General features: G+C 66.0%; 17 protein-coding genes. 8 read left to right on the top strand and 9 right to left on the bottom strand.

Going from position 1 to position 20,550, the window contains the following annotated elements; all coding sequences use genetic code 11:
• The first annotated feature begins 140 nt into the window (after positions 1–140).
• The 3 genes from C4B30_RS32340 to C4B30_RS32325 all read left to right on the top strand — a co-directional run bounded on the left by C4B30_RS32340 (position 141) and on the right by C4B30_RS32325 (position 2,961).
• Positions 141–803: a DUF3313 domain-containing protein gene (locus tag C4B30_RS32340; RefSeq protein ID WP_105133505.1), complete on the top strand. Its 663-nt coding sequence runs from the start codon at positions 141–143 to the stop codon at positions 801–803.
• Positions 778–2,430: a PqiB family protein gene (locus C4B30_RS32335; RefSeq protein WP_105133504.1), complete on the top strand. Its 1,653-nt coding sequence runs from the start codon at positions 778–780 to the stop codon at positions 2,428–2,430. The genes C4B30_RS32340 and C4B30_RS32335 overlap by 26 nt, the downstream gene beginning before the upstream one ends.
• Positions 2,431–2,607: 177 nt before the next feature.
• Entirely contained in the window at positions 2,608–2,961 is a 354-nt protein-coding gene (locus C4B30_RS32325; RefSeq protein WP_027782412.1) for a hypothetical protein, read from the top strand.
• A 42-nt stretch (positions 2,962–3,003) separates the two neighbouring features.
• Here C4B30_RS32325 and C4B30_RS32320 read toward each other — a convergent pair whose 3' ends face one another.
• From C4B30_RS32320 to C4B30_RS32305, 4 genes are all read right to left on the bottom strand, one after another.
• The gene (locus C4B30_RS32320) at positions 3,004–3,801 is read right to left on the bottom strand and encodes an alpha/beta fold hydrolase (RefSeq protein ID WP_105133503.1); all 798 of its coding nucleotides are present in this window, start codon (positions 3,799–3,801) and stop codon (positions 3,004–3,006) included.
• Positions 3,802–3,910: 109 nt separating this feature from the next.
• Positions 3,911–4,828, bottom strand: a complete 918-nt coding sequence (locus C4B30_RS32315; RefSeq protein WP_027782410.1) for a LysR family transcriptional regulator — start codon at positions 4,826–4,828, stop codon at positions 3,911–3,913.
• Between the two features lie 188 nt (positions 4,829–5,016).
• Positions 5,017–5,262, bottom strand: a complete 246-nt coding sequence (locus C4B30_RS32310; protein ID WP_012338561.1) for a DUF3717 domain-containing protein — start codon at positions 5,260–5,262, stop codon at positions 5,017–5,019.
• A gap of 261 nt (positions 5,263–5,523) precedes the next feature.
• Positions 5,524–7,059 carry an amino acid permease gene (locus tag C4B30_RS32305; protein WP_027782409.1) on the bottom strand — a complete coding sequence of 512 codons (1,536 nt, stop codon included), beginning with the start codon at positions 7,057–7,059 and terminating at the stop codon, positions 5,524–5,526.
• A 587-nt stretch (positions 7,060–7,646) separates the two neighbouring features.
• Here C4B30_RS32305 and C4B30_RS32300 point away from each other — a divergent pair.
• From C4B30_RS32300 to argG, 3 genes are all read left to right on the top strand, one after another.
• A complete protein-coding gene (locus C4B30_RS32300) occupies positions 7,647–9,179 on the top strand; it encodes a sensor domain-containing diguanylate cyclase (RefSeq protein WP_105133502.1) in 1,533 nt (510 codons plus the stop codon).
• A 178-nt stretch (positions 9,180–9,357) separates the two neighbouring features.
• Positions 9,358–10,428 carry an FUSC family protein gene (locus C4B30_RS32295; RefSeq protein WP_105133501.1) on the top strand — a complete coding sequence of 357 codons (1,071 nt, stop codon included), beginning with the start codon at positions 9,358–9,360 and terminating at the stop codon, positions 10,426–10,428.
• A 318-nt stretch (positions 10,429–10,746) separates the two neighbouring features.
• On the top strand, positions 10,747–12,084 hold the full coding sequence (gene argG, locus C4B30_RS32285; RefSeq protein WP_006759320.1) for an argininosuccinate synthase: 1,338 nt from the start codon (positions 10,747–10,749) through the stop codon (positions 12,082–12,084).
• 134 nt (positions 12,085–12,218) lie between these two features.
• Here the strand turns inward: argG and C4B30_RS32280 are convergent, their stop codons facing one another.
• The 3 genes from C4B30_RS32280 to C4B30_RS32260 all read right to left on the bottom strand — a co-directional run bounded on the left by C4B30_RS32280 (position 12,219) and on the right by C4B30_RS32260 (position 15,990).
• Entirely contained in the window at positions 12,219–13,043 is an 825-nt protein-coding gene (locus C4B30_RS32280) for a hypothetical protein (RefSeq protein WP_105133499.1), read from the bottom strand.
• Positions 13,044–13,133: 90 nt separating this feature from the next.
• Entirely contained in the window at positions 13,134–14,063 is a 930-nt protein-coding gene (locus tag C4B30_RS32275) for a hypothetical protein (RefSeq protein ID WP_234015479.1), read from the bottom strand.
• A gap of 1,597 nt (positions 14,064–15,660) precedes the next feature.
• The gene (locus C4B30_RS32260) at positions 15,661–15,990 is read right to left on the bottom strand and encodes a hypothetical protein (RefSeq protein WP_034185266.1); all 330 of its coding nucleotides are present in this window, start codon (positions 15,988–15,990) and stop codon (positions 15,661–15,663) included.
• A gap of 56 nt (positions 15,991–16,046) precedes the next feature.
• Here C4B30_RS32260 and C4B30_RS32255 point away from each other — a divergent pair, with 56 nt between their 5' ends.
• Positions 16,047–16,562: a shikimate kinase gene (locus tag C4B30_RS32255; protein ID WP_105133497.1), complete on the top strand. Its 516-nt coding sequence runs from the start codon at positions 16,047–16,049 to the stop codon at positions 16,560–16,562.
• A 78-nt stretch (positions 16,563–16,640) separates the two neighbouring features.
• Here the strand turns inward: C4B30_RS32255 and C4B30_RS32250 are convergent, their stop codons facing one another.
• Positions 16,641–17,951: an MFS transporter gene (locus C4B30_RS32250; protein WP_105133496.1), complete on the bottom strand. Its 1,311-nt coding sequence runs from the start codon at positions 17,949–17,951 to the stop codon at positions 16,641–16,643.
• Between the two features lie 176 nt (positions 17,952–18,127).
• Entirely contained in the window at positions 18,128–19,210 is a 1,083-nt protein-coding gene (locus C4B30_RS32245; RefSeq protein WP_105133495.1) for a tartrate dehydrogenase, read from the bottom strand.
• Positions 19,211–19,318: 108 nt separating this feature from the next.
• On the opposite strand from C4B30_RS32245, the gene C4B30_RS32240 reads away from it, so the two are divergent.
• A complete protein-coding gene (locus C4B30_RS32240; RefSeq protein ID WP_105133494.1) occupies positions 19,319–20,239 on the top strand; it encodes a LysR substrate-binding domain-containing protein in 921 nt (306 codons plus the stop codon).
• Positions 20,240–20,550: the final 311 nt, after the last annotated feature.

Here is a 20,550-nt window from a genome sequence, read left to right as displayed (position 1 = left end):
CCGCGATTCATTGCTTGTATTACGCCCCAAAAACAAACCGCCTAGTTGGTTTTTTTACAAATCCGAGCGGCGTTGCCGCCCCTGTTGCACCACCTTTCGTGTCGGCTCCGCCGGCGCGAATCCCGACCCCGGAGAATCAGATGAACCGATCGATCAAGCCCAGCCACCTGCTCAACGCCGCGCTGTGCGTCGCGCTCGCCGGATGCGCCGGCGTTCAGCCCGCCCGCTACAGCGGCATCGAATCGTCGCCGTATCTGCGCAGCGATCCGCAGGACAAGTCCGGGCGCATGCCCTACCGCTACGCGCTGCCGGCGGACTGGCACACGTACCGGAAGCTGATCCTCGACCCGGTGGCCGTCTATCGCGGCGCCGATCATCAGTTCGGCGACCTGACCGAGCAGGACAAGTCGACGCTTGCCGCGTACATGGGCGAGACGTTCGCGAAGAAGCTCGGCAAGCGCTTCGAGCTGACGAGCACGCCGGGCCCCGACACGCTGCGCGTGAAACTGACGCTGACGGGCGCCGTGACGACGACGACGTTTGCCGGTGTGTTCGCGCATTTCGATCTCGCGGGGAACGTCTACAACGGCGTGCAGGCGATCCGCGGTCGCGAAGGGGCGTTCACGGGCTCGGTCATCTACGCGGTGGAGATCCGCGATGCGTCGACGAACCGGCTGATCAGCGCGTACGTGACGAAGCAGTATCCGAACGCGATGAACATCGGCGCGAGTTTCGGTGCGCTCGGCGCGGCAAAAACCGGAATCGACAAGGGTGCCGATGCGCTCGTCGCGCAATTCGACTGACCGCCGCGGGCGCACGTCGGCGCGCATTGCGCCGTGGCGTGCCCGCTGGCCGCGTGCGGCGATCGTCTGGATCGTGCCGCTCGCGGCAGTTGCGTGCTGTCTCGCGTGGGGCGTGTCGTTGCTCGGCAGCCGCGGGCCGACGCTCACGATTGCGTTCGCGACCGCCGACGGACTGGAAGCCGGCCGATCGACGCTGCGGCTGCGCAATGTCGAAATCGGCCGCGTCACGCGTGTTCGTACACGGCGCGGGCAACCGGGCGTGACGATCGACGTGCGGCTGGACACCGACGCACGCGCATTGGCCGTGGCCGACACACGCTTCTGGATCGTGCGGCCGCGCCTCGGGCCCGACGGCGTGTCCGGTCTCGATTCGATGCGGTCGGGCGCGTACATCGCGGCGGCCGTCGGCCATTCGCACGATCCGCGTACCGCGTTCGCCGGGCTCGACGCACCGCCGGTCGCCGAAGGCGGCGGTCGTCACTACACGTTGCGCGCAACCTCGCTCGGCTCCGTCGCGATCGGCTCGCCGGTCTATCACCGGCGCGCGCGCGTCGGCCAGGTCGTCGGTTATGCGCTGGACGCCGACGGGCACGGCGTATCGATCGACGTGTTCGTCGCCGCGCCGTTCGATCGATACGTCGATGCCGATGCGCGCTGGTGGCAGGCCGGCGGCCTCGGCGTGCAGCTCGACGCGGGCGGTATGAAGCTCGGTACGCCGTCGATCGCCGCGCTGCTCGCCGGCGCGCTCGCATTCGCGTCGCCGCCGGGACGCACGTCGATCGCCGCGGCACCCGATGGCGCGCGCTTTCGCGTGGCCGACGACGAACTCGACGCGATGCGCACGCCGAATGCACCAGCCGCGCCGGTGGTGATGCGTTTCGACCGCTCGCTGCGCGGGCTCGAGGTCGGCGCGCCGGTGGATTTCCGCGGGATCGAGCTCGGCAACGTGACGGCCGTCGGCACCGAATACGACGCGGCACGCGGCGACGTCACGATGCGCGTGACGATGACTCTCTACCCCGATCGCCTCGGGCAGCGCTACCGCGACGTCCTCGGCAACGGCGATTCCGCTGCCGGCAAGGCGCTGTTGCATACGCTCGTCGCGCGCGGCTTGCGCGGCCAGTTGCGCATCGGCAATCCGATCGCCAACCGCTCGTATGTCGCGCTCGACATGTTTCCGCACGCGCCGCACGCGTCGGTCGATACGACTCGCGAGCCGATTGCATTGCCGACCGTGCCCGGTACGCTCGACGTGCTGCGCGATCAGATTGCCGATATCGCCGGCACATTTTCCCGATTGCCGCTCGACCGGATGGGCGCGGACCTGAACGTCGCGCTCGCGAACACCGACGCGCTGTTCGCCCGGCTCGATACCGAACTCGCGCCGCAGGCCCATGGCGCGCTGGGCACCGCGCGACAGGCGTTCATGGTCGCGCAGGCCATGCTCGGGAAAAAGAGTGCGGGTACATCGAACGTCCGCCGTACGCTGACGCAATTCGCGCGCACGTCGCGCGCGCTGCGCGCGTTGGCCGATGAAATGGAGCAGCATCCGGAATGGTTGCGGCCGAGCACATCAGGCATCGCGCAACCCGATCGCGCACCGCATCCGGCGAGTACGCCACGGTGAACCCGTCGCGCCCCGCATCGGCATTTTTACGACGATCGCACGCATCGCATGCCAAATTCCCCGCGCAGCAGTATGCTGATGTCGTACGGCTGCGCACTGGGCATCGGGTAACCCCGACGTTTGCACGCGATCGCGCCGCCGTCGCGACCGCAATCATGCGTTGCAAGGAGGGTTGTGATGGCCACCACGCATCAGCACTTCCATCTCGAACTACGGCACGCCACCGCGCCGACCTACATCATCAGTTACCTGTTCCCCGCGTTGCTGTTCGTCTACGAACTGCTGCGCGTCGGCCAGTGGATCCGCGATCACGGAATGCAATTCGTCGCATTCAAGCAGATGGGCTACGAGTATCTGCTGATGCTGCTGTTCGTCGGGCTGCAGATCGTCGTCGAGGCGATCTTCCTGCTCGGCGCCGCGATGCGCAAGGATCATCGCGATTTCGAGCATCGCTTGCCGAACGTGATTCTCGGCATCGGCTGCTCGATCGCGCTGCTGGCGATCGATCTCGCGATCCAGCTTGCGTTCTGACGGCCGGCGGGCAGGCGTCCGCTGGCAATGGCAGTGGCGCGCTCAGGCGAGCGCGTCGCGCAGGAACGTCGCGACGGCGGCCAGCACGTCGTCCGTCCGCTCGCGGTGCGGCATGTGTCCGCAGCGGGCGAGCAACAGGAACGACGACGGCCCGGCGACGCGCGCGGCGATCCGCTTCGGATGCACGTCCGACCCGTATTCGTCGTCTTCGCCGTGAATCGCGAGCGTCTCACACTGCACGCGCGGCAAGTCGTCGTCGAGATTCCAGTCGCGAAACGCCGGCGACAGCCACGTGTCGACCCACGCGCGCAGCACCCATTCGGCCTTGTCGCCGTGATAGCGCGCGAGCCGGTCGAGCTGCCCCGGTTCGTCGAACTGCCGCCCCGCGTCGCGAATGCCGGCCAGCGTGCGCTCCTCGACGAACGCCTGCGCGGCGACCGTCACGAGCGCGCGGCAACGCGCCGGATGCACGGCCGCACAGCCGACCGCCATCCCGCCGCCGACGCTGTGCCCGAATGCGACGAACGCATCGACGCCGAGCTGTTCCAGTACCGCAACGAATGCATGGTCGGCCTCGTCGCGCACGAACGTCGTACCGAGCGTGCCCGGATGACGGTCCGAGCGGCCGAAACCGAGGCGGTCGTAGGCGATCACGTCGCGTTGCGTCGCGCGTGCGAGCTGCGCGGGAAAGTCGCGCCACAGGTCGACGCAGCCAAGGGAATCGTGGAGCAGCACGATCGGCGCGGCCGCCTGCCGCGCCGGCCCCGCACGCCAGCGTTTCGCAAAGAGACGCCCTTGCGGCGTCTCGACGATTGTCTCCTCGGTCACGATATCGGTCATGTGTCGGTCGTCTGCATGAAAGCGGCCGCGCGTCGGCGGCCGCATCGAATCGGGACATGGTGGCCCGCCGGCGCGCGCAGCGTCAAGCATGCCCTTACCGCCCGCGCGCTCATTCGGGCTGCGGCGGCAGATACTCCATCTGCGCTTCGTCGTACAGCCGGTAGATCAGCGCCTGCATCGCGCGGATGTCCTCGGATTCGTCGAGCGCGCGCATGCTCATGATGATCGGCGAGACGAGATTCGGATCGTCGAGCGGCTTGTAGCTGATGTCGTCGCGCTTCAGCCCGTACACGCTGTGCGGCACGACCGACACGCCCTCGCCCATCGCGACGAGGCCGAGCGCGATCTGCAACTCGCGCGTCTCGTAGATCCTGCGCGGTTGCAGCGCGCGATCGTGGAAGGCCGCGAGCACCTGGTCCGCGTAGCTCGGGCGCGGCGCCTTCGGAAAGATGATCAGCGTGTCGTTGACGAGATCGTGCAGCGACAGCACCGGTTTCGCGTTCTCGAGCACGTGGCCGAGCGGCAGCGCGACGATCATCCGCTCCTCGCGCAGCACGACGCGCCGCACGCTCGGATCCTCGTGGCGGATGCGCCCGAACCCGACGTCGATGCGCCCTTCCTTCAGCGCCTTGATCTGGTCCATCGTCGACATCTCGTGCAGGCTCAGCTCGACGGCCGGATATTCGCTGCGAAAGCGCCGGATGATCTTCGGCAGCATGCCGTACAGCGTCGAGCCGACGAAACCGACCGACATGCTGCGCTCGATCTTGCCGACTCGCTTCGTCATCGATTCGAGCTCGGTCGTCTGCGCGAGCAGCTGCACCGCGTGCGAATAGAAAAAGCGCCCGGCATCGGTCAGCTTCAGCGGCCGCGCGTTGCGCTCGAACAGCGGCACGCCGAGCGCTTCCTCGAGCTGCTGGATCTGCCGGCTCAGCGGCGGTTGCGCGATATGCAGCCGTTCCGCCGCCCGCGTGAAATTCCGCTCTTCGGCTACCGCGACGAAGTAGCGGAGATGTCTCAACTCCATGTTCGATGCCTCCCGGCGAGCAATCCGGCGCCCCACTCCGGCCGGATGATGTCGTCACGATACCGCAGGCGGGGCCGACCGCCACGTGCGCCGCTTCACGCCATCACGGCGCCGCCCAAAGCAAAACGGGAAGCCCGCGAGCTTCCCGTCGTTTCATCGCCGCCTCGCGGCGGCGGCGCGACCGCGCATCACACCTCGGTCGCGTACAGCGCGTCGCGCTGCTCATGGCTCAGCGAGTCGAGCGGCACGTCGGGCAACTGATAGCAGATCATCGTGCCGTACAGCTCGGCCAGGCAGTTGCTGCCGGCGTCGAGCGCGTAGCCGTCCTCGCCGTCCGGCGCCGGCGGGTACACTTCGCGCCACGCGTTGATCGCGGCTTCGATTCGCACGATGGAAACGGGTCCGGCCTTCCGCTCGGCGGGTGATGCGCTCATGGATTCCTCTGGATTGCGCGCTCCGCGGGCCGTGCCGGCCCGGATGGAACGATGAAAACGCCGGGCCGCTCGCCGGCCGCCGCGCCGCGCGCGCCGGATGCCGATCCGCGCTGCGCCTGTCGCGCCGGCCGGGCCACGGCCCGGTAGGGTCGGGCAATATAACCGGCTTTGACCCCGTGCAGGCAAAAGCCTGGCAAAAAAAACGGGAAGCGCGCGGCTTCCCGTTTCGTCGTCCGTCGCGCGGCCGCTGCCGCGCCGGCGTCAGCCCGCGGTTTCGCGGTTCGCCACCGGCTGCCGCTGCGCGCCGCGGCTCGCGGCGATCCACGGCGCGATCTCCATGTCTTCGTAGCGCACGAACCGGCTCTTCTTCAGGAACCGGAAGCCGAGCCACACGACGACGAACAGGGGAATGCCGACATAGGTCGCGACCACGCCGGCCCAGTCGATCCGGTTCGCGAGGAACGCCTGATAGTCCTGGCCGAGCGCGATCACGAGACACAGCACGAACGCGAACAGCGGGCCGAACGGGAACCACTTCGACTGGTACGGCAACTGGTCGAGCGAATAACCCTGCTTCACGTAGCCCTTGCGGAACCGGTAGTGGCTGACCGCGATGCCGAGCCATGCGATGAAGCCCGTCATCCCCGACGTGTTCAGCAGCCACAGGTACACGGTCTTGTCGCCGTACAGCGACGTGAAGAAGCACAGCGCGCCGACGGCGGTGGTCGCATACAGCGCATTGCGCGGCACGCCGCCGGGAGACAGCTTCGCGAACACCTTCGGCGCGCGGCCTTCGGTGGCGAGGTTGTAGAGCATGCGCGTCGACGCGTACATGCCCGAGTTGCCGGCCGACAGCACGGCCGTCAGGATCACCGCGTTCATCACGCCGGCCGCGAAGGCGAGGCCCGCGTGGCGGAACACCAGCGTGAACGGGCTCACGCCGATGTCGGTCACGTCCGTCTTCAGCAGGTTCGGGTCGGTATACGGAATCAGCACGCCGATCACGAAGATCGCGAACACGTAGAACAGCAGGATGCGCCAGAAGATCTGCTTCACCGCGCGCGGGATCGTCGTGCGCGGGTGCTCCGATTCGCCGGCCGCGACACCGATCAGCTCGGTGCCCTGGAACGAGAAGCCCGCGATCATCGCGACGCCCATCAGCGCCGGCAGGCCGCCCGCGAACGGTGCGTCGCCGATCGTCAGGTTGCCCCAGCCGTTGGCCGGCGCGCCCTTCAGAATGCCGAAGATCATCAGCAGCCCGACGCCGATGAATGCGACCACGGTGACGACCTTGATCAGCGCGAACCAGTATTCGGCTTCGCCGAAACCGCGCACGGTGAGCGCGTTGAGCAGGAACATCACGGCGAGGAACGCCGCGCTCCACCACACGCCCGGCACGTCCGGAAACCAGTAGTGCATCACGAGCTGCGCGGCCACGAGTTCCACCGCGATCGTCACCGCCCAGTTGTACCAGTAGTTCCAGCCGAGCGCGAAGCCGAAGCCTTCGTCCACGTATTTCGCGCCGTAGGTCGCGAACGAGCCCGACACCGGCATGAACGCCGCCATCTCGCCGAGGCTCGTCATCAGGAAGTAGACCATCAGGCCGATCAGCATGTACGCGACCATCGCGCCGCCGGGGCCGGCCTGCGAGATCGACGCGCCGGATGCGACGAACAGGCCCGTGCCGATCGAGCCGCCGATGGCGATCATCGTAAGGTGGCGCGCCTTCAGCGCGCGATGAAGCTTGGGTGGGTTCGCGGACGAACCGGGTGGGTCGGAATTCGGAATGGCGGACATAAACGACACGAACGTTGAGCGGGCCGGCATCCGGAGCCGGCGCATGCGGAATCGGAGCGCGGAGCGCGTCCTGCGATGCATTCGATGCGGCCCCGATACGCGTTGCGCGGCGGGCGCCTGCGGCGAAGCGCGGATTCTACCTGATTCGACAGGGGGACAGCTGAGGTCGCCCCGCCCGCCGCCATGCCCGAGATTTCGCGGAATCAGCGGGTTGGCCGCATCGGGCGCGGCCCCTGCCGCTCGCCGTCGTTAAAGCCCCGATTCCGTACGGGTCATTCGATTTTCATTTCTTCCCGTCAGCACCTGATCCTGTCCCGATCCGCCAAATACAGCGTCAATACGCAAAATCGACCGATCGACGCGCCATTAATCAGACAAAAAGACCGACACTGCTCATTGATTCAAATCAAATCGCCCGCGCGCAATGCGGTAATGATGCGTAACCGTTTCGAATCGCCGTCTCCGCATGCATGTTTTGCAAGCGCACACGAAATTCAGGAATTCGCGGGATAATGACGTTTAATTCGAAATAATCAGCGGACGGCACCGCCAACGACGCGAGTAACCGCCGCCCCCGACTCCCGAGGATGAAGTCATTCCCGCTGCCCGCCACGCTGCGCCGCCATACCGCGTCGATCGTGGCACGCATTCTGTCGCCCCGCGGCGTACTCGTGGCGGGCATCGTCCTGCTGATGTTCAGTTGGGGACTTTCCACGTCGCTATTAATCGAGGCACGGCGCGACGCGTATGACCATGCGGTCGAAAATGCGCGCAACCTGATGCTGCTGATCGAACGCGATATCGCGCGCAATATCGAACTCTACGATTTGTCGCTGCAAAACGTCGTCGACGGCGTGGCCGATCCGGAACTGATGACATTGCCGCCGCGCCAGCGCCACCGGCTGCTGTTCGATCGCGCGGCGACCGGCGCATATCTCGGCTCGATTTTCGTGATGGATGCGCACGGCAATATCGCGATCGATTCCAGCGCATCGCCCGCACGGCAAGGCAATTTCGCCGACCGCGACTATTTCGCCGTGCATCGCGACCGGCACGTCCCCAATCTCTACATCAGCCGGCCGTACGCGTCGCGGCTGCGCGGCGGCGCGCTGACGATCGCGCTGAGCCGCCGGATCGACCGGCCCGACGGCACGTTCGGCGGCGTCGTCGTCGGCACGCTCAGCATCGACTACTTCCGCGCGCTGCTCGACGGCCTCGCGGTCGGCCGGCACGGCAGCGCGGCCATCGTCGAGGACAACGGCGCGCTCGTGTCGCGCCTGCCGTACGACACGCGGGTGGTCGGCCTCGACCTCCACGACTCGCCGCTGTTCATCGACGCGCAGCGCAGCCGCGACGGCGAGCTGACCGGGGTCGGCGCCATCGACGGCGTGCGGCGCATCTATGTTTACAAGCATCTCGCCGGGCTGCCGCTGATCGTCGACGTCGCGCCCGCCGAGATCGACATCTACGCGTCGTGGCGCCACCGCGCGGTCTGGACTGTCGTGCTGATGGGCCTGTTCACGGCGTTCATCGCGTGGGGCTCGCTCGCGCTGTCGCGCGAGCTGAAGCGCCGGCAGGACGCCGAATCGAAGCTGTACCGGCTCGCCCACACCGATTCGCTGACGGGCCTCGACAACCGCGGCACGTTCGACACGGTGCTCGCGAAGGAGGCGCAGCGCGCGTCGCGCAGCGGCCGCCCGTTGTCCGTGCTGTTCGTCGACGTCGATCACTTCAAGGCGTTCAACGACTACTACGGCCACCCCGCCGGCGACGACGTGCTGCGCCAGGTCGCGCATTCGCTGTCGCGCTGCCTGCGCCGCGACAGCGATCACGTCGCGCGCTACGGCGGCGAGGAATTCGTCGTCACGCTGCCCGACACCGACGCGCCGGGCGCGGCAACCGTCGCCGAAGGCATCCGGCGCGCGATCGCGGGGCTCGACATCGAACACGTGAAAAGCCCGTACGGGCGCGTCACGGCCAGCATCGGCACGGCCACCGCCGCCGACGGCCGGACGAACGCCGCGACGCTGCTGCGGCGCGCCGACGAAGCGCTGTACCGCGCGAAGTCCGGCGGCCGCAACCGCGTGCTGGACGCGCAATCGAGCGGGGCCGATGCGTGACGCGCCGCGATGCGCCTTGATGCGCCTTGATGCGACCGGCCGCGTGATCTGATGCGGCCACTCTGCCGCGCCGTGGACAGCCCGCTCGCGTTCGGCTAGCGTTACGTCAGCTGCGCATGCGGCGCGGCGCCGGCCCGCGCGGGCCGCCGTGCGCATTCCGGCCACCCTCCGCTCCGCCATGACCGCCCCGCTCCCGACCCGACTGCCACCGCTCGTACGCCACGCGCTTCGCCCGCTGCTCGACCCGTATCGCCGCTACCGGCATGCGAAGCTGATCCATGCGGCGCGCGTCGCGCTCGCGATTCTCGTGTCGATCGCGCTGTCCACCGGGCTGAACGTGCCGCACGGCGAATGGTCGACGATCACCGTGCTGATCGTCGTCGGCGGGCTGCAGCACCACGGCAACATCCGCAAGAAGGCGGCCGAGCGTGCGCTCGGCACATCCATCGGCGCGCTGGCGGGGCTCGGCCTGATCCTCCTCTACTCGTTCCTGCACGCGCCGTTCGCGATCTACCTGCTGATGGCCGTCGGGTGCGGTGTCTGCGCGTATCACGCGATCGGCAAGGCCGGCTACATCGCGCTGCTGTCGGCGATCACGATGGTGATCGTCGCCGGGCACGGCGACAACGAGATCGTCGACGGCCTGTGGCGCGCGGTGAACGTGCTGGCCGGCATCGCGATCGCGCTGGCGTTCTCGTTCGCGCTGCCGCTCTACGCGACCTATTCGTGGCGCTACAAGCTCGCCGACGCGCTGCGCGCGTGCGCGGCCGTGCATGCGCGGCTCGCGGGCGACCGCGACGTGAGCGACGACGCGCACCTGAAGGAAATGGCCGCGCTGAGCGCGCTGCTCGTGCAGTTGCGCTCGCTGATGCCGTCGGTGGCGAAGGAGTGCGAGACGTCGATGGCTCAGCTCGAGGCGATCCAGCGCAGCCTGCGCCTGTGCATCGGCTATCTGGAGATCCTGTCGAGCGCGCTGCCGGCCCGCGACGACGTGGCGGCCCGCGAATACATGCGCGTCGAGATGAAGACCTTGAACCGTCGCATCCGCGACACGCTGGTCGGCGCAAGCCGCGCGCTCAAGTTCGGCACGCCGAGCCGGCTTGCCCCGCGACGCCGGCCGGTCGACCCGCTGCACGATGCGCCGCCGCCCCAGTTGTCCGGCTACGTGTCGATCACCGCCAAGCTGGCCGGCGAAGTCGACCAGTTGCGCGAGCGGCTGCTCGATACCGCGCGGTCGTGGAATATCTGAAGCCGCGGCTTCACGCGCACCTCTTTCATATACCTTTCTGTGCGGCAAGGCGCCGCGCGGGCGCCTGCGAGCCGGGTTGATGGCCGATCCGGCCCCGAAAATCCGGCCCGCGCCCGACTCGTGCGCACGTGTTTCGGCGGCGATACGACGCCATCCGGCACGCGGTTCTCCACCCGGTTAACCGCCCGTCAGGCCCGCCGCGACAGGCGCGACGCCGGTTCCGCACCAAAATCAGCCCTTGCCCCAACTTCCCGGACAGCCGATACTCGCATATTCCGCGAAATACGATCCCACCGGCTTCAATCCACGGTAATTCCTATGAGCACGATTCTCGAAAGCCTCCCGACCGGCCAGAAGGTCGGTATCGCCTTCTCCGGCGGCCTGGACACCAGCGCCGCGCTGCACTGGATGAAACTGAAGGGCGCCGTCCCGTACGCATACACGGCGAACCTCGGCCAGCCCGACGAAGACGATTACGACGCGATCCCGAAACGCGCGATCGAATACGGCGCAGCCGGCGCCCGCCTGATCGACTGCCGCGCGCAGCTCGTCGCCGAAGGCATCGCGGCGCTGCAAAGCGGCGCGTTCCACATCACGACCGCCGGCGTCACGTACTTCAACACGACGCCGATCGGCCGCGCCGTGACGGGCACGATGCTCGTCGCCGCGATGAAGGAAGACGGCGTCAACATCTGGGGCGACGGCAGCACGTACAAGGGCAACGACATCGAGCGCTTCTACCGCTACGGCCTGCTCGTGAACCCGGATCTGAAGATCTACAAGCCGTGGCTCGACCAGACGTTCATCGACGAGCTCGGCGGCCGCGCCGAAATGTCCGAATTCATGAACCAGGCCGGCTTCGCGTACAAGATGTCGGCCGAGAAGGCGTATTCGACCGACTCGAACCTGCTCGGCGCGACGCACGAGGCGAAGGACCTGGAAAGCCTCGAAAGCGGCATCAAGATCGTGAACCCGATCATGGGCGTCGCGTTCTGGCGCGACGACGTGAAGATCGCCGCCGAGGAAGTGACGGTGCGCTTCGAAGCCGGCCAGCCGGTCGCGCTGAACGGCGTCGAGTTCAAGGATCAGGTCGAGCTGCTGCTGGAAGCGAACCGCATCGGCGGCCGCCACGGCCTCGGCATGAGCGACCAGATCGAGAACCGCATCATCGAGGCGAAGAGCCGCGGCATCTACGAAGCCCCGGGCCTCGCGCTGCTGTACATCGCGTACGAGCGCCTCGTCACCGGCATCCACAACGAAGACACGATCGAGCAGTACCGCGAAAACGGTCGCCGCCTCGGCCGCCTGCTGTATCAGGGCCGCTGGTTCGACCCGCAGGCGATCATGCTGCGCGAAACCGCGCAACGCTGGGTCGCACGCGCGATCACCGGCGAAGTGAAGATCGAACTGCGCCGCGGCAACGACTACTCGATCCTGAGCACGAAGTCGCCGAACCTCACGTATCAGCCGGAACGCCTGTCGATGGAGAAGGTGGCGTCGACGTTCTCGCCGCGCGACCGGATCGGCCAGCTGACGATGCGCAACCTCGACATCACCGATACGCGCGACAAGCTGCGCGTGTATTCGCAAGTCGGGCTGCTGACGCCGGGTGAAACGTCTGCGCTGCCGCAGATCAAGGGCGATAGCGACAAGTAAGCCAGTCGCTTTCGCGAGCGGCCGGGCGGCGTGACAGCCGCCCGGCTGCGTGCAGTACTTCCCCTTCCCGCTTTTTCTTCAAGCACTGCCGGATCCGCAACGCGTATCGCGACGATCCTGCAGGCGCGTCAAGGTTATTTCGATGCCGTGGCGGTGGTGGCCGTGGTAGTCGCAGTGGCCGCAGCGGCCGCGGTCGTCGTCATCGTCATCGTCGTGGCAGCAGTGGCAGGCGCCGGCGTACGTGCCAGATCCTGACCGATCATGTCCGCGACCGACTTCTCGCACGACTTGATCCCTTCCACCGACTTGTCGAAATTCTTCTCGAGATCGCTGAAGCTGCCGTACGTGTAAGCGAAATCGCTGTCGATGTGGACGCTGTTCGCCTTGATGTCGTAGCCGCACGCGAACGTCTTGTAATAGAGGTCCTGCTTCGTCTTCGCGTCGAGAATGCGCGCGCGGATGACGACCCACGGGATGTAGTCGGGCTGGTTGGCCGGCGAGATATAGCCGAACGACGTGAACCACACGTTCATGATCGCATCCGCGTCGGTCTGGATCGCGGAGTAGTCGTCCGACTTGCCGTCATCGGCGAGCTTCGTCTTCTGGCCGTCCAGCTTCACGACCTGATAGCCGTTGCCGGTAAGGCGGCCCGTCACGCCGTCCACGATGTCCGGTGCGAAGACGATCTTGCCGGCCGCCACGTGGTCCGTGTAGGTGCTCGTATGGCTTGCGTTCACGGCGCCTTGCGCGAGCGCGCCGATCAGCCCGAACCCGGCCGCCGCGCCGCCGAAATTGACGACCGCGACACGCTTCGGCTCGATGACGTCGAGCATCGCGATCGAATGCAGCTTCTGACGCGCTTCGGGCTTCATGTCCGTGTTCGGCAACGTGGTGCAGCCGGACAGCAGCGTCACGAGCAGGCCGCAACCGAACAGGGTGGCTTTGAATGAGTTCTTCATTGGGTGAGTGGCTTTCGTTGTTGACGGAACGTTTTCGTCAGGCCGTCGCACGCGGCGTGTGAAAAAGCCGCGTGCGAGCAGACCGTGCGTTTATTGCTTGATGACCTGACCGTAGGCGACGAAGCTGTAATCAGCTGCGCGCAGCACGTACAGGATCGATCGCTGGAAGCCGTTGGTCCCCTTGATCGGCACGAACATGATCGCGGCGCTGCCCGACAGCGGAACGCCCGCCGGCAGCGTGCAACCCGACGATGCCGAGGCTGCCAGCGTCATGTCGTACATGTTCTGGTTCGAGCCGGGCGTGGAAAGCTGCAGCGTGCCGCTCAGGTTGCAACCGCTCAGCGTGCCGGTGACCGTGCCGCCCGAGGCGATCGAGAAGGACGCGTTGGTGGTCGCCCACGTGCCCGTGACGCTGTCCTGCGTGACGCTCAGTGCGTTCGCGGCGTTGTAGCTCCACGTGAAATTCGACGCCGTACCGTTGCGGCTGATCGTGCCGGACAACGTCTGCTGCGGGCTGTATGCGCCGGAGCCGGAGTCGATTTTGGTGATCAGCCCGCCGGTGCCGAAGTTGACGCCCGAACCGAGCGACCACGTCGCGCCATTGACCGTCAGACTCGCGAAATCCTCGGACATCACGAACGATCCCAGCAGATTGAGCGCGGTCACGTTGTTGCGCGGATCGACCAGGGCGATGGTCGAGTAGCCGAGGTTGCCGGATGCCGACCAGATCCCGACCGGGCCGGTTGCCGTTGCGGCCGTCGAGCCGGCTTGCGGGGTCGTCAGGCTGGGTAGTGCTTCGCCTGCCGTCACCGGCTGCGACGAGGCGACGGGGGCGCTTGCGGGAGGTGCTGCGAGCGGCGTCGATGCGACGACCGGTGTGCTGGCTGCGTTGTTGGCGCCGCCGGTGTTTGCGGGCGTGCCGCTGGTTGAGTTCGACGAGCCGTCGCCGCCGCCGCAACCGGCGACGACGAATACCGAGATCGCGGCGGCTGCCAGCAGACAAAGGGAATGCTTGTTCAATTCAATCCTCGATTTTTTGATGCGTTTTTTTAGTGGTCTAGATTCGAATCGCGTTACTTTTCTGGTGTGGTGCGTGGGCCTCCTCGAGCGACGGTGGATGCTTGGGGTGATGTGTTGGGGAAGGACGATGAGAGGGGCGTCGGTTGCCGGATATTCGGCACGACGGGTACGAGCGTGGAGGTGTGGTCGTGCGGGAACGCGCACGCAGCGGTGAGAATCGCGTGCAGCAGCAGGCATGCCGCGGCAAGGCAAAGGCGCAGTGCGCGCCAGCCCCGGTGCCTGCGCGCCCCATCGAATCGGTGCATCCCATCTTCTGATACTGCGCACGGCTTCGACGGCCGGGCGCCCCCTCGGTTATCTGGTCGTGTGGTTTGGTGGTACGGCTCTGGTAATACTTTTTTTGAGCTACCGAAGAAGGGTAACGGCGGGGGTGGGGATTTCTTTAGGGCGGGTTATCGAGGGAATTTTCCAGGGCGATGTTGTTGATCCGCGTGATTCCGGACGAACCGACCGCCCTCACGAATACCTCGTGAAGGTGGCCGCTCAACGTCGGCTCGCCCCGCTGATATTGAAGGGCGCCAAGCTTCTGCCGGACATCTGCCCGTCGCCTCATTGGCAGCGCATCGAAGTCCGACAAATGCTCACGGATCCTCATTCACAATAAGGTCACGCTCTCGCTCGAAGATTGGATACACCGTAAGATCTCGATCATAAAATGCTTCGAAGAAGCCCGATTCTTGCCACGCTGCTGGCGCAATGCTGATCGTCCCATTCACATTTATTCTGGAACGCCAGTTCGACGGCACCGTCGTGCTTACGAGCTCAAAACACTCCGCTTGGTGCGCCCCCATGTTTGGCCATTCTCCCGCCCTCTCGGACGTCACTAGCCCGTAACGACGCTTTCCATCAGCGTCAATCTCGACGCTCATTACATGGTAGATACGCCCGAGTGTCAGCCATGGAGAGGACTGTACCTCGCGACCGAACGCGTCAAGTAAGCGAATGCACTTAACTTTCATGGCTTTTTGGGTACGCCGGACATATTGTTGAAGATCGCCTTGTAGGCCACTACACACAGCATGGCGCCCGTGTTCCGGCGGGCGATTCGCAAGACCTTGCCGTTCAGCACGATCACGAAGGTGACGCCATGCTAATCGATGAAGGCCTGCTGGACTTGAGATGGCGATCGAGCTCCGCCCAGCGAAAGCGCGCGCTCGCGATCTTGAGAATCACGTTGGCACGACGCATTCCTCGAATTCTCGTTCAAGGCCGTGAGACGCACGCGCTCGCCTGCAATTGCGCCATCGCGCCCTCCAAACGGTCCCGGAGATTCCGCCGTTTATATTGACGAATTCAATCTTGCACGAACGCCTCACTAGCAGGTTATCAGACCTCTATCGTTTCTCGGTCTGATCGAGTACCGCCTGGATCTCTGCTATCAAACACTCTACTTTGGCTCGTCGGGCACCAATCCGTGTTTCGAATTCGAACACATCGATACCATTGCAAACCTCGTTAAGAGCCGCGTTGAGCACGAGTAACTCCTCGAGACTTACCTCCATCTCGACGTAGTCGGTGATCCTGTTGAGCCTCATAGTTACCTCAAGTTATTAAAATAGGACTTCCCATTCATCGGCTTAAACGCCGTTCCGCCATCAGCCGCTTTGGGGTTCCGAATCACAACCATACCGGACGCATCGTCCCAATATGCAGAACGCCCGTTGCTCAGCGGCTTCGTTGCCGAGGGGTTGTTCAGTATATTTTCGATCTGGCTAGCAAACTGCTGTTGCGTCGTAATAGTGCCACCAAACTCATTCTGCTCGATCACGTGCTTGCCAAACGCATGACCGTTAGCGATCTCCTCCGCCGCGAGTTGGTTGTTCAACCGCACGCCGTTAGCTGCATTGGCCGCGCTCTGAGTCGACATTACAAATCGATTTCATGTCGAGGCACAATGAAGGCGTCCGATCAACCCCGCTCCTCATGTCCTCTACATCGACGAACACGCCGCTCACCGTCATCCACCTGAACGGCCCGATCAACAGCGGCAAGACGACGATCGGTCGCGCACTCGCATGCGTGCTGCCCGAAGCGCGCTTCATCGACGGCGACGATCACGATGCGCCTGAAGATGCGCCGTTCGACGTGCAATGGGCCATCGCGCTGGAGCGGCTGCTCACGCAGATCGCGCAAGCGCGCGAACGCCACCTCGTGATCGCCTATCCGATCGGCGCAGCGGACTTCGAGCGGCTGCGCGCGGCATGCACCGCGCGCGATGCGCGATTGTTCGTCGTGACGCTCGCGCCACCCGAAGCGGTTGCAGCGTCGAACCGCGGCACGCGTGCACTGACGGACTGGGAACGGCGACGGATCGCCGAGATGTATCGGGAAGGATATGCGTCGCGCGCGTTCAGCGATTGCGTGATCGATACGTCGAACGCGTCGCCTGACATGTGCGCGACGGAGATCGCTCGACGCGCGGTGCTGCCCGCGCATTGACGCGGCTGCTTCGGTCGCACGCGGCCGTCAGCGCATCGCATGGACGTCCGGATGCATGACCGCGGATGCGCGCCGCTCTTAATGATGCTGCTGCACGCCCGGCACGACCTGCTCGCGCGCCGCCTTCCGGCTCAACATCAGCGTAACCACCGCCGACACCGCGAGCGTCCCTGCGACCACGTAGAGCCCCGCCGCATACCCGCCCGTCGCGCGCTTCAGCCAGCCGATCGCGAACGGTCCGACGAACCCGCCGAGATTGCCGATCGAGTTGATCATCGCGATCCCCGCGGCCGCGCCGGCGCCGGACAGGAATGCGCTCGGCATCGCCCACAACGGCGCCTTCGCGGCACTGATCCCGATGTTGACGACGACCAGCGCGAGCACGGTCAGCAGCGCGGTACTCGCCTGCCCCGCGAACACGAAGCCGATGCACGCGAGCACACACGGAATCACGACGTGCCATGTACGCTCTCCGGTGCGATCCGAATGCCGCGCCCAGACGATCATCGCGACCACGGCGGCGAGGCTCGGGATGCCGGTGAGCAAGCCTGTCTGCAGCGCGGTGAAGCCGAACTGCCTGACCATCAGCGGCGCCCACAGGCCGAGCGTATACAGCCCCGCCGACGTGCCGAAGTAGATCAGCGCGAGCGCCAGCACGCGCGGATCGCGCAGCGCCTGCCACGCGCCGGCCGTGTGCCCGGCATGCGTGTGGCGCACGTCGGCTTCGACTTTCAGCTTCGCGATCAGCCAGTCGCGCTCGTCCGCCTGCAGCCACGCGGCCTTCGACGGCGAATCGGTCATGCACCTGAGCACGACGAAGCCGAGCACGACCGCCGGCAACGCTTCGACGATGTACAGCATCTGCCAGTCGGCGAGGCCGAACATCGGCGGCATCTGCATGATCGCGCCCGACAGCGGCGAACCGATCGCGGTCGAGATCGGCGCGGCCGCCATGAACCACGCGGCGGCCACCGCGCGCTGCTTCGCGGGGAACCACAGGCTCAGGTACAGGATGATGCCGGGGAAGAAGCCGGCTTCCGCCATGCCGAGCAGGAAGCGCAGCACGTAGAAGCTGGTCGGCCCGGCAGCAAACGCGGATACGGCCGACACGATGCCCCACGTGATCATCACGCGCGCGATCCAGATGCGCGCGCCGACGCGATGGAGAATCAGGTTGCTTGGCACTTCGAATAGAAAGTAGCCGATGAAGAACAGGCCGCCGCCGAACCCGAACGCGGTCGGCGACAGGCCGATCGCCTTGTTCATCGTCATCGCCGCGAAGCCGACGTTGACGCGATCGAGAAAGCTGACGAAATAAAGCAGCATCACGAACGGAATGATGCGCCACATCAGCTTCCGTGCGACGCGGGTTTCCAGATCCGTCTGCATGTGTCTCCTCCTTCGAGGTCGGGCCTGCGCCGTCGGTCGGTGGACCTCGAGCGCCGGCCGGCGCCCGGCTCGCGTCGCATGCGCGAGTCCCGGGCTGAAAATCCGTGAGTGAAGCGAGCGGGCTGCGCTCGGCCGCGCACACGCGCGACCGTCACCGCGTCACCGCCGCGCCGCTGTCAGGCCACGACCGCCGCGTTCGCGACGCGCGCGCAGACGGCCGCCGTCACTTGCGCGGTCGTCGCGCTGCCGCCGAGGTCGCGCGTGTGCAGCGACGGGTCGGCCGTCACGGCCTCGATCGCCTGCATCACACGCGCGGCGGCATCCGCCTCGCCGAGATGTTCGAGCAGCATCACGACCGACCAGAAGGTGCCGACCGGATTCGCGAGCCCCTTGCCCATGATGTCGAATGCGGAGCCGTGGATCGGCTCGAACATCGACGGATAGCGGCGCTCGGGATCGATGTTGCCGGTCGGCGCGATGCCGAGACTACCCGCGAGCGCGGCGGCGAGATCGCTGAGGATGTCCGCGTGCAGGTTGGTCGCGACGATCGTGTCGAGCGACGCCGGGCGGTTGACCATGCGCGCGGTCGCCGCATCGACGAGTTCCTTGTCCCACGTCACGTCGGGAAATTCGTGCGAGACCTGCTTCGCGATCTCGTCCCACATCACCATTGCGTGACGCTGCGCGTTGCTCTTCGTGATCACGGTCAGCAGCTTGCGGGGCCGCGACTGCGCAAGTCGGAACGCGAAACGCATGATGCGTTCGACGCCGGCGCGCGTGAGGATCGACACGTCGGTCGCGGCCTCGATCGGATGGCCCTGGTGCACGCGGCCGCCGACGCCCGCATATTCGCCTTCCGAGTTCTCGCGGACGATCACCCAGTTCAGGTCGTCCGGCCCGCAGCGCTTCAGCGGCGCGTCGATGCCCGGCAGGATGCGCGTCGGGCGCACGTTCGCGTACTGGTCGAAGCCCTGGCAGATCTTCAGGCGCAGCCCCCACAGCGTCACGTGGTCGGGTACGCCCGGGTCGCCCGCGGAGCCGAACAGGATCGCGTCCTTGCCGCGCAGCGCGTCGAGGCCATCGACCGGCATCATCGCGCCGTGCCGGCGGTAGTAGTCGGCGCCCCAGTCGAAATCCTCGAACTCGAACGCAAAGCGGTCGCTGCCGCGGGCCAGCGCTTCCAGCACCTGCTTGCCGGCCGGCACCACTTCCTTGCCGATGCCGTCGCCGGGAATCGTTGCGATACGGTAGGTCTTCATGCGGACATCCTCGATTGATCGTGAGCGTGAACGCACCTTACCGAACCAGAAGTGCAGAAACCGTGGCTATACTCAAAGCATCTTTAACTTAAATTCACGAATCCTGTCATGACGGATACCGTCCAGCCGGCCGATCTCGGCTTTTTCTCGACGCTGGCCGCCTCGGGCAGCCTGAGCGCGGCCGCGCGCGAGCTCGGACTGACCGCGGCGGCTGTCAGCAAGCGGCTCACGCAGATGGAGCGACGCGCGGGCGTGACGCTCGTCAATCGCACGACGCGCCGGATGATGCTGACGCCCGAAGGCGACGTGTACCTCGACTACGCGCGCCGGATCCTCGACCAGATGGACGAACTCGGCGAACTGCTCGGCAGCGCGAAGCAGCGGCCGAAAGGCCTGTTGCGCGTCAATGCGACGCTCGGTTTCGGGCGCAGCCACGTCGGCCCGACGATCTCGCGCTTCGTCGCGCGCTATCCGGAGGTGTCGGTGCAGTTGCAGTTGTCGGTGATGCCGCCGCCGCTCACCGACGACGCGTTCGACGTGTGCATCCGCTTCGGCGAACCGCCCGACACGCGCGTCGTCGCGCGGCGGCTCGCGCCGAACCGCCGGCTGCTGTGCGCGGCACCGGCGTATCTCGCGCGGCACGGGACGCCCGGCACGCCGCACGACCTGACGCGGCACAACTGCATCGGCATCCGGCAAGGCGACGAAGGCTACGGCGTGTGGCGCCTGACGAGCCGGCGCGGCGCGGCCAGCCATACGGAAGCCGTGCGGATCAACGGCAACCTGACGACGAACGACGGCGAGATCGCGGTGAAGTGGGCGCTCGACGGGCACGGCATCCTGATGCGCGCGGAATGGGACCTGCGCGACTATCTCGCCGACGGGCGGCTGGTCGTCGTGCTGCCCGGTCATGAAACGCCGAGCGCCGATATCTACGCGGTGTATGCGCAGCGTCACCAGATGTCCACGCGGATTCGCGCGTTCGTCGATTTTCTGGCTGAGGATTTCGGGCGGCTGAAGGCGACGTAGGGTGTCGCTCACCGACGCATGGCAGCGTCAGGCACGGTACGCGGGCTGCGAGCGAGCGTACCGTGTCGGCTCGCGGGGTATGGTCGCACGGATGTTCACCCGACATGCGAGGAAAATATTCCGGCGAGCTTCGTGCGAAATCGCCAAAATATTGACATTCTTCGATACGGATCGGATGTCCAGCGCATTCCGCCTCGCAACCGCTTGAGGGCTTGTCGTCGGCATCCCGCTTTCAAGCCACCGCTACCAGCCCGCCGTAGCGATCGCCGGTAGCGGCTGCACCCGACAGCGCCGGCCGCCACCCCACCGCC

The sequence above is a fragment of the Burkholderia sp. BE12 genome, assembly GCF_002959955.1.
In the GTDB taxonomy this organism is placed as follows: Bacteria; Pseudomonadota; Gammaproteobacteria; order Burkholderiales; family Burkholderiaceae; genus Burkholderia.
This window is presented reverse-complemented; position numbering and strand designations above follow the sequence as displayed.

What these genes read in the sequence shown, in the direction of transcription:
- C4B30_RS32340 (WP_105133505.1), top strand. Translation starts at nt 141, where the DNA reads ATGAACCGATCGATCAAGCCCAGCCACCTGCTCAACGCCGCGCTGTGC.
- C4B30_RS32335 (WP_105133504.1), top strand. Translation starts at nt 778, where the DNA reads ATGCGCTCGTCGCGCAATTCGACTGACCGCCGCGGGCGCACGTCGGCG.
- C4B30_RS32325 (WP_027782412.1), top strand. Translation starts at nt 2,608, where the DNA reads ATGGCCACCACGCATCAGCACTTCCATCTCGAACTACGGCACGCCACC.
- C4B30_RS32320 (WP_105133503.1), bottom strand. Translation starts at nt 3,801, where the DNA reads ATGACCGATATCGTGACCGAGGAGACAATCGTCGAGACGCCGCAAGGG.
- C4B30_RS32315 (WP_027782410.1), bottom strand. Translation starts at nt 4,828, where the DNA reads ATGGAGTTGAGACATCTCCGCTACTTCGTCGCGGTAGCCGAAGAGCGG.
- C4B30_RS32310 (WP_012338561.1), bottom strand. Translation starts at nt 5,262, where the DNA reads ATGAGCGCATCACCCGCCGAGCGGAAGGCCGGACCCGTTTCCATCGTG.
- C4B30_RS32305 (WP_027782409.1), bottom strand. Translation starts at nt 7,059, where the DNA reads ATGTCCGCCATTCCGAATTCCGACCCACCCGGTTCGTCCGCGAACCCA.
- C4B30_RS32300 (WP_105133502.1), top strand. Translation starts at nt 7,647, where the DNA reads ATGAAGTCATTCCCGCTGCCCGCCACGCTGCGCCGCCATACCGCGTCG.
- C4B30_RS32295 (WP_105133501.1), top strand. Translation starts at nt 9,358, where the DNA reads ATGACCGCCCCGCTCCCGACCCGACTGCCACCGCTCGTACGCCACGCG.
- argG (WP_006759320.1), top strand. Translation starts at nt 10,747, where the DNA reads ATGAGCACGATTCTCGAAAGCCTCCCGACCGGCCAGAAGGTCGGTATC.
- C4B30_RS32280 (WP_105133499.1), bottom strand. Translation starts at nt 13,043, where the DNA reads ATGAAGAACTCATTCAAAGCCACCCTGTTCGGTTGCGGCCTGCTCGTG.
- C4B30_RS32260 (WP_034185266.1), bottom strand. Translation starts at nt 15,990, where the DNA reads ATGTCGACTCAGAGCGCGGCCAATGCAGCTAACGGCGTGCGGTTGAAC.
- C4B30_RS32255 (WP_105133497.1), top strand. Translation starts at nt 16,047, where the DNA reads ATGTCCTCTACATCGACGAACACGCCGCTCACCGTCATCCACCTGAAC.
- C4B30_RS32250 (WP_105133496.1), bottom strand. Translation starts at nt 17,951, where the DNA reads ATGCAGACGGATCTGGAAACCCGCGTCGCACGGAAGCTGATGTGGCGC.
- C4B30_RS32245 (WP_105133495.1), bottom strand. Translation starts at nt 19,210, where the DNA reads ATGAAGACCTACCGTATCGCAACGATTCCCGGCGACGGCATCGGCAAG.
- C4B30_RS32240 (WP_105133494.1), top strand. Translation starts at nt 19,319, where the DNA reads ATGACGGATACCGTCCAGCCGGCCGATCTCGGCTTTTTCTCGACGCTG.